This is a genomic window from Marinoscillum luteum, assembly GCF_044005705.1.
In the GTDB taxonomy this organism is placed as follows: domain Bacteria; phylum Bacteroidota; class Bacteroidia; order Cytophagales; family Cyclobacteriaceae; genus Marinoscillum; species Marinoscillum luteum.
The window spans coordinates 213,009-225,938 of record NZ_JBIPKE010000015.1 but is presented as its reverse complement, the minus strand read 5'-3'; the positions used below and the strand labels follow the sequence as shown (position 1 = coordinate 225,938).

Genomic DNA, 12,930 nt, shown 5'->3' with positions numbered 1-12,930 from the left:
AACCAGTCATTTGATTCCGAAACCCTATAAAATTTTACTAGTCATATTCTGGCTTGGCACACACCTAGGCCTTGCCCAGACAGGACCTGGAGGTGTGGGTAATACCACAACCAACAGACTTTGGCTCAAAGCCGACGGGAATGTATATAGTGATGCGGGCGTCACTGTGGCTACTGATGGAGTGGCTGTAAGACAATGGAATGATCACTCCGGTAATAATAACAATGCCTCGCAGGCTACCTTAGGAAACAGGCCCGTTTATGCAACGAATGTCATCAATGGACAGCCGGCACTCAGATTTACCGGTAACACTTACATCGATCCGGGAGCATTAGGGATAGCTGGTACAGGAGGCTTTTCTTATGTGATTGTATTTAAGGATACCAGTTATACTGCAGGAGGAATGTCTGACGGAGCAGGTGATTACTTGATTGACCGGACACCAGCTACCAATGAGCTTGCAGGCTTGAAAATTACCAATACCAATAAATATGGTTTTCAGAAAAGGACGAACGCCGGGGGTGGACTAGGTGGGCCGGTAAGCGCCACTGCTGTGAATACTACCAATTTTCATGTGATAGACTATCAACGTCAAAGAGGGACTTCCTATCAATTGTATCTCGACGGATCCCTCGACGCTTCTGTAGCGGATGCAGATGGCGACCTCACTCCGCCTGTACCACGTATAGGTAGGCATTTCAATACTGCCAATAATGGTGTAAAAGGGTACATCTCTGAGCTGATCATCTACAATACTCACTTGAATACTGCTCAGCTCAATATCATCAACACTTATCTCGCGGCTAAATACAGCTTGACCATAGCGAATGATAAATATGCATATGACAGCAATCATGGCCATGAAGTAGCCGGGATTGGACGTGAGAACGCCAGCAACACACACACAGCGGCCATGTCTGGGGGAATACTGCGAATATCGGGAGCCAGCGCTTTGGGTGATCTTGATTATCTTCTTTTTGGGCATGACAATACTGATGTGACCTCCACATGGACCTCCACAGAGACTCCTTCGGATAAGTCAGGAATTCAGAGACTCTCCCGGGAATGGCGCCTGGATGAGACAGGGGATGTGGGAACAGTGGACGTAACAGTGGATGTCGCTACACTGCCATCTTTACCTGTTGATCACACCCTATATGCACTGATGGTAGACTCAGATGGAGACTTCAGTAGTGGAGCGAGTGTATATGAGCTTACCTTTTCATCTGGTACGGAGTACACCGTAAATGCTTTAGCCATTAGTGATGGTGATCATGTGGCGATAGCTGCTATAGAACCTCTGGTTCAGCATACACTCAGTACATCCAGTGATTTTGAGCCAAACGATGCGGTGGTAGAAGTGGAGCTGAATTTTATTACTGCAACTGATAGGACAGTGGATTATGATACTTCGGATGGTTCAGCCGCAGCAGGGAGCGACTATACTTCTGTGACCGGAGGTACTGCTACGATACTATCAGGGACTTCATCGGGTAGCTATACCATCAGCATCACCAATGACGTCACGGTAGAGGATAGTGAGGATTTTGACATCACATTGAGCAATCCTTCATCAGGAATCACCTTGGGGAGTATTGTTTCGCACACCTATACCATTTTTGATGATGATAACTCCAGAAAAATTTATTTGGATGCCTCATCGTCCAGTGGTGCTGAAAGTGTGACAGGAGTATCTGTATCCATCTCCATCAACAACATCGATGGCGTGAATCCTACTTCCGTGGATTATAGTGTGACGGGAGGAACTGCCACTGGCGGGGGGACGGACTTCACACTAGCAGCCGGCACGGTTACTATCGCAGCAGGAGGCTCATCCGGATCGTTCAATATTACAATCAATGATGATGCGCTGTATGAAAATAATGAGACCATCATTATTACCCTATCCAACCCTGTTAATTGCAACCTGGATGGGGTAGCTCCTTTGGGAGGTACGGGGTTCATTGTGTATACCTACACCATCAATGATAACGACTCTTCTCCGGTCATTCAGTTTACGACAGCTACTTCAAGCGGATCGGAAGCTGTCAGCTCCGTTAATTTTCAGATAGATCTGGATGCAATATCTGGTCTAAATTCGACGGTGAGTTATGCCGTGTCTGGTACAGCCACGGGCTCGGGCACTGATTATACGTTGAGTAGTGGCACGTTTACCATACCTGCAGGGAGTGCTTCCGGCAACCTCACCGCTACTGTGGTGGATGATGCTGTTCTTGAGCTGCGGGAAACCATCGTGATCACCATCTCTTCACCTGTGAATGCATCTCTGGGTACAAATACCGTTCACACTTATACTATTTTGGATGATGAGTTTTTCGGATACACTGGTCCGGGAGGTGTGGGAGATGCCAGCACCAACAAGCTTTGGCTGAAGGCGGATACGGGTGTATTCGCTGATGCCGGGAGCACCATGGCTACAGATGGCAACGGAGTGCAACAATGGCAAGACCTATCGGGTAATGCCAATCACGCAAATCAGGCAGCACCCGCTAATCAGCCCATCTATCGCACCAATATTGTCAACACACAGCCCGCTATGAACTTTACGGGGGACACCTATATAGATGCAGGGTCGCCAGGTATTGCCGGAGATGGAGGGTTTACTTATTTCGTTGTAGTAGAAGCCACTTCCTATGCGTCGGGCTCCACATCAGATGGCTCTGGCGACTACATCATTGATAGAACGGTAGATACTAATGAGCTTGCTAGTCTGAAAGTAGCTAACACCAACAAATATGGTTTTCAGAAAAGGGATAATTCCGGTGGAGGGTTGGGTGGCCCAGTGACCACCACAAACATTAATACATCTGCCTTTCAGATGGTAGATTATATGAGAAACCGTGGAAGTAATTATCAGATTTACCTCAATAGTACCCTGGAAAGCACCCTGAGTGACAGTGATGGAGACCTCACCCCGGCAGCTACCAGAATCGGACGACATCAGTCCATAGCCTCAGCTGGGCTGAAAGGATATATTTCCGAGTTGGCCATTTACAATTTCGGTTTGAATACCGCGCAGAGGATCATTGTAGATAATTATCTGTCAGCTAAGTATGGAATTACCATTTCGAACGACCGATACGCCTATGATACTCCGGGAACTTATGAGCACTATGTGGCTGGTATTGGGAGGGAAACGATATCCAGTTTTCATCAGGATGCTCAGGGCCCTGCCATTGTCAGAATCTATTCTCCCTCGAGCCTCGATGATGGCGATTACCTCTTGTGGGGGCACGATAACGCTGATCCCATGTATGGCCCGCGGTTCATTGCCTGGACAGATCCGCCTGCCGGGATCGACAATGCCATGCACAGAACCTGGCGGGTGGATGAGACGGGAGAGGTAGGTACTGTTTCTGTAAGTTTTGATCTGACGGGCTATGAGGTAGAAAGCGGTAGCCACCTCAGACTGCTCGTTGATAGTGATGATGGAGATTTTGAGAATGCCACACTCTATCCGGTTTCGTCTTATACAGATTCGATTGCCACTTTTGAGAATATCGATTTTAGTGCTGGCCAATGGTTCACCATTGGAAGTACCGATGAAAAAACAATATTACCTATTGAGCTGCTGAGTTTTGAGGGACAATTTATCACCAACAGAGTGGACCTTAAGTGGGTGACTGTTTCCGAACATGACAATGATTACTTCACGATGGAGCGAAAAGGAAGGAATGCTGAGTGGGTGATACTGGATAGTATACAAGGTGCCGGTGACAGTGACCAGTTGCTTACTTATGTCTGGTCTGATTGGCAGCCGATAGATTTTGCGTATTACAGACTGAAGCAGACAGATTATGATGGGAAGTTTACCTACTCACAGAGTATTGTAGTGATGGCTGAGTACCTGGGGCTGCCTGCTTTTAAGGTTTATCCTGTCCCTGCAGTAAACACCCTTACTCTTTCTGGCAACATCAATGGTATGGATGGCTTTTCAGTGTTTGATCCGGCCGGACGCGATGTTACGTACTTAATAGAAATGCTGAATCATGAGCCAGCGCGGATAGAACTGGATGTTAGTACGTTGCCAAACGGAATCTATTTTATTCGTTCCTCTGGGGCTGTACGTAGGTTTATTAAAGAGTAGTCAATACTCAACAAACTGCCTCAGCCGCATGAGTTCATTGTGGATTCTATCCACTTTGGTTTCTAATTGCTCTATGTCTTCAAATCTTCTTTCCTGCCGCTTTTTTAACATTTCCATTTGCAGGCATCTTAGTTCAAGCTGAAGTCGGGAGGTACTTGTTTGGTAAGAAATCTGTAGCATATGACTATTTGGTTTAAGTTCTATTTGTTCGCTAAAGGCGATGGAGCAGGTGAAGCAATAAGCGGTCCATACTCCTGGTGCCGTTGCAATACCCTTATAAAATTGATGAATCAAGGATTATTGAATGCTGGCTTCTCGGTGAGTGGTTGTTGATACACGTCAAGTGACCATTGGCTGCCGGTGAGGTGTGATGATTTCAGATGAAGTGAGTATGCTTTGAGCATATCAGGTGTTGCATTTGTCTATTTGAGAGAAGTACGCCATCCGGAAATGGCAAAATTGTCATGCGTATTTTACATTCACAGTTAAACTTTTGAAGCATGAAATATTCACTGGCGTTCTTATCACTTATTCTAATTGCAAGTGCTTACGCACAGGATACCCCTGTCTTATCCATATCAGGAGTAGAGGTACAGCACAATCAGATTGAGAAGGTCAGTGGATCGTCCAGACTGAATCACACCATAGATCTCAAGGATTTTGAGGTGTCAGATGTGCTCAGTACGCCCAATCCCTCACCAGAGGCGGTTGCACTTTACAGGTATATACAGGATATGTTTGGCAAAAAGACTTTGTCTGGTCAGATGTGGGCTCCCTGGGGGATCAACGAGATTGATTACGTGCAGAATGCTACGGGCCTGAAGCCGGCGATCGCCGGCTTTGATTACATCAATGAGCCGTCCAATGCCCTTGAAAACCAAAGAGCTATAAATTATTGGAATGATGGTGGTATCTCTACCATGATGTGGCACTGGGGAGCACCGGGAGTAGGAGAAGGGTATGAGAACAGTAAAGCAACGATAGATATTGATCAATGCTTCATAGAGGGCACTCCTGAATATGAGGATTTTTGGGGAGACCTCAAGCGAATAGGGGACTGGCTGCAAAAGTTGGAAGATGCCAATGTGCCAGTGCTCTGGCGACCACTGCATGAGCTCAACGGTAACTGGTTTTGGTGGAGCAAAGGAGGTTCGTCACAGTTTAAGCGGATATGGATTACCATGTATGACTATCTGGTACACGAGCGGGAGCTTAACAACCTGATATGGGTGCTCTGCTATACCGGTGATCCCAATGGCGCCTGGTTTCCTGGGGACGAGTATGTAGATATCGCTGGGGCTGATACCTATGATAATACCACCGACGCACACCTCACCATGTTCAACGATGTGCTGGAATCGGTAGGTGGCAACAACTACCCCGTCACTTTTCATGAAACGGGCAATCCACCCGACCCGGAAGATTGTATCCGCACGGGGGCCATGTGGTCGTGGTGGATGATCTGGCATACCGACTGGCTTACAGGAGTAGATGAGAACTACCTACGTAATACCTATCAGAGTCACCTGGTCATTACGCTGGATGAGCTTCCGGATATCAAAAATGACTATGGCTGGGATGCAGAATGCGCTCCTTCCAAAATTACAGCCTCTATACGACCAGGCGAATTAGCCGATTGGTATGAAACCAATAAAATCGGGGTGGATGATGGAAGTGGCAGCATCACTTTCAGGGTAGATACGGATGACGCGGGTACCTGGAAATGGAGTGGGTATGGCACTGCCGGCGCGGCTGATGGATCAGATACGGAGCGGACAGTACCCCTGAATGGATTGGGTACCGCCACCGCCACCTTTACCAATGAATGTGGAGCCATTACCACTCAAACTTTTCATGTGGTGGACGATGTGGTGATAAGGGGTGTTTTGGCAGCAAGACCAGAGACCGGCACAGTGTCGGTGTTTCCGTCTCCCACCTCAGATATCCTGAAGATCAGATTTAGAAATCCAGACAGTATTTCCGGCGCACGCACCAGTGTTTACAACCAGGAGGGACGCCTCATGCTGGAGCAAAAGTCCAAAGGGGAAGGAACAACCCTTAACATTTCATCACTCCCTAAGGGAATATACCTGGTGGTAGTGGAGCAGCAGGAGAGCCGCTCGGTGGTTAAGATTATCAAGGAATAGAAATCCCCGGTATGCTGGTTGACAAAATGGGCAAGTCCATCCAAAAAATAGCCGGTCTGTCATAGATGTCATGGTGAAGCCGCTTTCTATTCAGGGATAATTTGATTAAATAGGGCCGTCAACTCGTAAAAGAGTGCTAACCTATGGTCAACCACACTTATCTCACAAATGCCTGAACCTGTACAGGAAAGACGCCTGAGTCTGCTACAAGCCACTGCCATCAATATGATCGATATGGTGGGCATTGGCCCTTTCATCACCCTTCCGATGGTCATCAGTTTGATGAACGGCCCATATTTTCTGTACGCCTGGATGGCGGGAGCGGCTTTGTCTTTCATAGACGCCATGGTGTGGAGTGAGCTTGGGGCAGCGTATCCCAGGGCCGGGGGCTCTTACAATTTTCTAAAAGAGACTTTCGGTAAGAGTAAATCTGGAGGATTGATGAGCTTTCTGTTTGTCTGGCAGACCATGATACAAGCACCTTTGGTCATCGCTTCAGCGGCCATTGGTTTTGCTTCCTACTTTTCTTACCTGCTGCCGCTCGGCCCTGTTGGGTCCAAAGTAGTGAGTGGGGGCCTGGTCATTTGCATTGTGATCATGCTCTTTCGCAGGATTGAAGTCATAGGCCGGATCAGCGTAGTGCTGTGGGTAGCCGTGTTGGGCACCATTCTATGGATCATCGGTGGTGGCGTGGCTCATGGCAATTTCCTTCAGCCTTTGATAGACATCAATAAAGACCTCAACTTCAATTACGCCTTTGTAGCTTCTATCGGTTTTGCTTCTGTCAAGAGTGTGTACAGCTACCTGGGCTATTACAATGTGTGTCATTTGGGTGGGGAGATTGTCAATCCCACCAAGAACATCCCAAGGAGTATGTTCCTTTCTATTGGTGGCATTTTTGCGCTCTACATGTTGATGAATGTGAGTGTGGTGAGTGTGATTCCGTGGCAAATCGCCAAAGAGAGTGAGTTTGTTATCAGCTTATTTATGGAGCAGCTCATGGGACCCATGGCGGGTAAAATAGTGACGGTGCTCATTCTGCTGGTGGCGTTTTCTTCTGTATTCTCTGCCACGCTCGGGTACAGCCGCATCCCATATGCAGCGGCCGTGGATGGTGCCTTTTTCAAACCCTTTGCCAAGTTGCACCCGAAGGGCAACTTCCCATACGTGTCGGTACTGTTTTTAGGGGGTATCGCTTTCGTATTTAGCCTCATCTTTAAGCTGAGCGAGGTGATCAGCGCCATATTGGCCATGCGTATTCTTGTGCAGTTCATTGGTCAGGCTGTGGGTCTGCTGATGCTGAGACAAAAGCGCAAAGACTTTCCTTATAAAATGCCCTTTTATCCATGGCCGGTGTATATCGCCATTGCTATGTGGTGTGTGATACTGGCTTCTACAGGGTATCAAATGGTGCTTGGTGGACTGCTTTTTGCGCTGCTGGGGGTAGCTGCTTACTACATCAAACAAAGAATCAGTATGGCTGGAGATAGTTCAAAATGAGCTTTTGAGGGGTTTGAGGAGAGATTTTGTTAGAAACTTAAAAAATCTAAACCATTTGCTTTTATGTCCGTTTATTCTTACTGTTGCAGTGTGTTAGTTGCATAGTACACTAGCTTAACGCAAAAGCATGATACAGATTGATCAACTTTCATTTGGTTACAGTAAGCAAAAACCGCTTTTTGAGCAAGTGAACCTTGTTTTGCCTCCGGGCAATATTTATGGGCTTCTTGGAAAAAACGGAGCGGGCAAATCCACCCTGATCAAAATGATTGCCGGGCTACTGTATCCAACTCAGGGGCAGATTGAGGTAGCGGGTTTTCAACCCAAAGACCGGTATCCTGAGTTTTTGCGGGAGATCTATCTGGTGGCAGAGGAGTTTTACCTGCCTTCCATTCGCATCGATCGGTTTGTGAAGATGTATAGTCCCTTTTACCCCAGATTTGATCAGGAGCGGTTTGAGGGATATCTTTCCGAATTTCAGCTCACACAAGACCAGAAACTTTCAGCATTGTCTTACGGGCAAAAGAAGAAATTTCTCCTGTCGTTTGGTTTGGCCACAGATTGTAAACTCTTGATTTTGGATGAGCCTACCAATGGTCTGGACATCCCGTCGAAGAGTCAGTTTAGAAAGGTGGTAGCCAATGCGATTCATGAGGAGCGCAGCTTTATGATCTCTACACATCAGGTTCGTGATATGGAGAATCTGATTGATCCGATCATTATTCTGGATGAAGGCCAGGTGGTTTTCTTTCAGGATTATGCCAGTGTGTCGGACAAGCTCACGTTTACCAGACAAGCCAATCCACCTGAGGAGAAAGGACTGATCTATTCAGAATCCAATTTTGGTGGGCATATTGTGGTAAAGGAGCGCGGATCAGAGGAGGAAACTCATTTGAGTCTGGAACTTCTGTTCAATGCCGTAGTGAGTAGCAAAGAGAAAATCCGTGACATATTCCAGAACTGAGCCATGAACACAAAGAACTTTTTTGACTTTTCAAGATTTTGGTCGTTGCTCAAACTGGAACTGTTCAGGAGTAGGAAAGGTGTATTCATGACCTTTCTGATCGCTTTTGGCTTGTTGTTTTTTGTGGGCATGTTACTGGCTATTGTCACAGAGCCAGATATGAAAGTCTTCGATCACTCAGAAGGTTATGCTTACACGCTCATTTTGGGTGGATTCATTTTGAGTAGCCTTGCCTATAGTGATCTTGGTAGTACACTGAGGAGATATACCTATCTCAACCTTCCGGTCTCTACGCTTGAGCGGTTTTTGTCCATGTGGTTTTTGACTTCCATTGTATGGATAGTACTGTTTACACTCACTTACACCGCCTATACCTGGGTGGCCAATTACCTGGGACAGCTATTATTCAGTAGGGTTACGTTTTATGCTTTTGATCCTCTGAGCGCATTTACGATCACCACCATGAAATGCTATTTTGTGCTGCAGGGAATCTTTCTGGTAGGAGCTGCGCATTTTAGGGGGTATGTTTTCCCAAAAACAGTAAGTGTGTTCATTGTGCTGGCAGTGATCTGCGGCACGGTTGTTTACTTCATGTTGCGGGAGCCTTTCCTATCAGAGCACGAATGCTCCGGTGTGGATTGTGAGCTGATAGATGTCATAGCGGAGCAGCCTATATGGGCCATTATCAAATGGCTTTTTTGGTGGATCCTGGCACCGTTGAGCTGGGTCATTACTTATCTGGGTTTAAAGGGGCAGGAGGCGTAGCATGGACTTTAAAGACAATCAGGCAATCTATCTGCAAATAGCAGACCTTTTTTGCGAGAATATCTTACTGGGGAAGTGGAATGCCGGAGACCGGATCCCTTCCGTGCGTGAGATGGCGGTAAACACTGAAGTGAACCCAAATACAGTCATGAGAACATTCAATTATTTGCAGGAAAAAGGAATCATTTTTAACAAACGGGGGATAGGATACTTTGTCTGTGAAGATGGTTTTGAAAAGACAAAAGCACTCAGAAAATCTGATTTTGTAAGCCAGGAGTTACCAGGGCTTTTTAAAACCATGGAACTTCTCAATCTGAATATGGAGGACATTCACGAGTATTATCAGCAATTTAAATCCAGTACCTGAAAACCGAAACCATGAAAACAAGTAAGAAAATACTGCTGATCGTTGCCGGAATCTTCGGAGGGTTACTGATAGTGAGCCTTATTAGTTTCCGTAAGGAGACTATGGCGGTGGTCAGTGATATTCAGGCAAGAAGTCCTTTCGCTCCAGTGGCAGTTGAGGGTTTTGATCAGGTGGATTTTTCAGGCAAATGGAACGCGAAAATCAGGTTTGGCCTGGAGCAGCGGGTACTCCTTCAAACCGGACATGCGGAGGGCTTGAATCCTGTGTTGGAAAATGTAGACGGCACTCTTTACCTGAAAACGGCTAACAATGGGGAGTCCTCAGATACTATTCATGTCAAGATCACGGTTCCCAGATTGCGTACCATCAGGGCATCGGGTGGCGCCATGATAAATTATGCGGATTTTGACTCAGATACGCTGAGGGTTGTACTCGAAGGGGGTAGCACCTTTTCGGGTTACGAAAATGTATTCGATTATACCTCTTTTGAGGTGTCTGGGGACAGCCAGATCAAACTGTCAAAATGATTCAACAGTAAACCATATAACAAAGGAAAAAGTAAACTAACCATTTAAACACCACCATGCCACTGGGCTTGCTTCACAGTAGGATACATCACTATTGATCAGGGGAGGTTTGCCCGGTGCGTTCTAAACAATTAACGATGATGAAAAAAAATCGACTCAGCGCGATACTGGGATTACTATGTCTTGTCAGTAGCGCAATCGGCTCAGCTCAGCCACAGCACACCATTAGTGGTTATATCAAAGATGCCAGCAATGGCGAGGCGCTGATAGGGGCAACCGCATACGTGAGTGAAATCGCTAACGGAGCTGTTTCCAATGCCTACGGATTCTACGCCCTAACATTACCTAAAGGAACCTATCATGTCAGTTTCAGGTACATGGGCTATACGGATATACACAAAGAGATAGAACTGACCGGGGATCTCCGACTGAACCTGGAGCTTTATGCAGGAGAGGCACAGCTGGAGGCGGTGGTGGTGACTGGTGAGGCTTTAGATGAGAATGTACAAAGCATTGAAATGAGTACTGCGGTGATGGATATTAAATCCATAGAAAAGATGCCTGCATTTGCGGGAGAAGTGGATATCATCAAAAGTATTCAGTTGCTTCCCGGAGTATCCACGGTCGGCGAGGGTGCATCTGGATTCAATGTAAGGGGAGGAAGTGTGGGCCAAAACCTGGTGCTGCTGGATGAAGCTCCAGTGTATCAGTCATCGCACATGTTTGGCTTTTTCTCGGTATTCAATCCAGATGCGGTCAAGGATGTGAAGCTGTACAAAGGAGGTATTCCCGCCAAATATGGAGGTCGCCTTTCATCCATACTGGATATCCGCATGAAAGAAGGTAACAACAAGACCTATGATGTGACTGGCGGTATTGGCACTGTTTTCAGTCGCCTCGCGGTGGAAGGGCCGCTTAAGAAGGACAAGTCTTCTTTCATCATCGCTGCCCGGCGTTCGTATGCAGATGTGGTGGCCAGAACTTTCACTGATGCTCTGGAGGACGATACCGGATTGTATTTTTATGACCTCACTGCGAAGACCAACTTCAATATCAATGAGAAAAACAGGGTTTACGTGTCAGGGTATTTTGGCAGAGATGTATTTCGGTTGGATGAATTTCAGGGGTTTGACTGGGGAAATCGAACAGCCACAGTCCGGTGGAATCACCTGTATGGGAGCAAACTCTTCTCAAACATCACGGCGTTTTATAGCAACTACGACTATGGTTTTCAGCTGGGAGAAAGTGAGCTGGATAAGTATGACTGGAAGTCCGAGATCAGCACCTATAATTTCAAACCGGAATTTACCTGGTTTATCAATGCGGGCAATGAGCTCACGTTCGGAGGGGAAGCCATTCTCTACCAGTTTGAGCCAGCCAATGCCATCACCGTGAGTGATGGAGTGACTGCAGACATCAGCCTGGACCACCGCAAAGCCCTGGAGACCTCCCTTTATTTGGGAAACGACCAGCAGCTCACGGATCGTCTGACACTCCAATACGGGTTGCGTTTCAGCAGATTTGACTATATGGGCGGTACCGCTTATCAATATGGCGATACCCTCCCGGGGATGGAAAGGCCCCTGATTTCTGTGGAAGAAAAGGGCGATTGGGAAAGCATCAAAACTTTTGGTAACCTCGAGCCCCGGGCTTCATTCAGGTACCAGCTTTCTAAAGTGACCTCCGTCAAGGGTAGCTATAACAGGATGAATCAGTACATACACCTGATCTCGAATACCACGGCAGCTACCCCCATAGATATCTGGCAGCCCTCCAGCAATAATACCCGCCCACAGCAGGGTGATCAGGTGGCACTTGGGTATTTCAGAAATTTTCAGTCCAATGCCTATGAAACCTCCGCAGAGGTCTATTACAAGTGGAGTCACAACCAGGTAGACTACATTGATGGAGCCGATCTTTTCATCAATGAGTTTCTGGAATCGCAGTTACTTTCTGGCAGGGGCAGGGCTTACGGACTGGAGCTATATGCCAAAAAGAATACCGGAAAGCTGACGGGCTGGGTGAGCTATACGCTTGGTAAATCAGAACTGAAAGTGGATGGCATCAACTATGGCTATCGCAAAGACCGGGTGGGAAGCTGGTATCCGACCAAGTTTGATCAGCGACATAACCTCAAAGTGGCGGCTTTTTATGACTTGAGTAAGAAAGTATCATTCTCCTCAAATTTCAGTTTCATTTCGGGCACACCAACGACCTTTCCTACAGACAGGATCATGATTCAGGAGTATGTGATTCCGTACATCGATGGCAACAAGCGTAACAACTTCCGTATTCCGGCCTACCACCGACTGGACCTGGCCATAACCATCAATAATGTGTGGAGAGGTAAGAAGGGCCGTTCTGGTGAGGATAATCTGGTGGTTTCCGTGTACAATGTCTATGCGCGCAAGAACCCATTCAGCATTTACTTTTCTCAGGGCCGTGAACGCCAATCAGCGGAGCAGCCCATAGCTACTTCCGCCAACCAGCTCTCCATGCTCGGTACGTTGATTCCTGCCATTTCTTACAATTTCAAATTTTGATCAAATGAC

General features: G+C 46.9%; 8 protein-coding genes. All 8 read left to right on the top strand.

Annotated features, from left to right (window positions below; genetic code table 11):
• Positions 1-94 precede the first annotated feature (94 nt).
• The 8 genes from ACHKAR_RS08750 to ACHKAR_RS08715 all read left to right on the top strand — a co-directional run bounded on the left by ACHKAR_RS08750 (position 95) and on the right by ACHKAR_RS08715 (position 12,921).
• On the top strand, positions 95-4,108 hold the full coding sequence (locus ACHKAR_RS08750) for a Calx-beta domain-containing protein (protein ID WP_395417079.1): 4,014 nt from the start codon (positions 95-97) through the stop codon (positions 4,106-4,108).
• 500 nt (positions 4,109-4,608) lie between these two features.
• Complete coding sequence (locus tag ACHKAR_RS08745) at positions 4,609-6,255, top strand: glycosyl hydrolase (RefSeq protein ID WP_395417078.1); 1,647 nt, start codon at positions 4,609-4,611, stop codon at positions 6,253-6,255.
• A gap of 168 nt (positions 6,256-6,423) precedes the next feature.
• Entirely contained in the window at positions 6,424-7,755 is a 1,332-nt protein-coding gene (locus ACHKAR_RS08740; protein WP_395417077.1) for an APC family permease, read from the top strand.
• Positions 7,756-7,882: 127 nt separating this feature from the next.
• Positions 7,883-8,719, top strand: a complete 837-nt coding sequence (locus ACHKAR_RS08735; protein ID WP_159579566.1) for an ABC transporter ATP-binding protein — start codon at positions 7,883-7,885, stop codon at positions 8,717-8,719.
• 3 nt (positions 8,720-8,722) lie between these two features.
• Entirely contained in the window at positions 8,723-9,484 is a 762-nt protein-coding gene (locus tag ACHKAR_RS08730) for a hypothetical protein (protein WP_159579568.1), read from the top strand.
• A 1-nt stretch (position 9,485) separates the two neighbouring features.
• Positions 9,486-9,851, top strand: coding sequence for a GntR family transcriptional regulator (locus tag ACHKAR_RS08725; RefSeq protein ID WP_159579570.1), 366 nt, complete (start codon positions 9,486-9,488; stop codon positions 9,849-9,851).
• A gap of 11 nt (positions 9,852-9,862) precedes the next feature.
• Entirely contained in the window at positions 9,863-10,378 is a 516-nt protein-coding gene (locus ACHKAR_RS08720; protein ID WP_395417076.1) for a GIN domain-containing protein, read from the top strand.
• 137 nt (positions 10,379-10,515) lie between these two features.
• A complete protein-coding gene (locus ACHKAR_RS08715) occupies positions 10,516-12,921 on the top strand; it encodes a TonB-dependent receptor (RefSeq protein WP_395417075.1) in 2,406 nt (801 codons plus the stop codon).
• Positions 12,922-12,930 lie beyond the last annotated feature (9 nt).

What these genes read in the sequence shown, in the direction of transcription:
- ACHKAR_RS08745 (WP_395417078.1), top strand. Translation starts at nt 4,609, where the DNA reads ATGAAATATTCACTGGCGTTCTTATCACTTATTCTAATTGCAAGTGCT.
- ACHKAR_RS08740 (WP_395417077.1), top strand. Translation starts at nt 6,424, where the DNA reads ATGCCTGAACCTGTACAGGAAAGACGCCTGAGTCTGCTACAAGCCACT.
- ACHKAR_RS08735 (WP_159579566.1), top strand. Translation starts at nt 7,883, where the DNA reads ATGATACAGATTGATCAACTTTCATTTGGTTACAGTAAGCAAAAACCG.
- ACHKAR_RS08730 (WP_159579568.1), top strand. Translation starts at nt 8,723, where the DNA reads ATGAACACAAAGAACTTTTTTGACTTTTCAAGATTTTGGTCGTTGCTC.
- ACHKAR_RS08725 (WP_159579570.1), top strand. Translation starts at nt 9,486, where the DNA reads ATGGACTTTAAAGACAATCAGGCAATCTATCTGCAAATAGCAGACCTT.
- ACHKAR_RS08720 (WP_395417076.1), top strand. Translation starts at nt 9,863, where the DNA reads ATGAAAACAAGTAAGAAAATACTGCTGATCGTTGCCGGAATCTTCGGA.
- ACHKAR_RS08715 (WP_395417075.1), top strand. Translation starts at nt 10,516, where the DNA reads ATGATGAAAAAAAATCGACTCAGCGCGATACTGGGATTACTATGTCTT.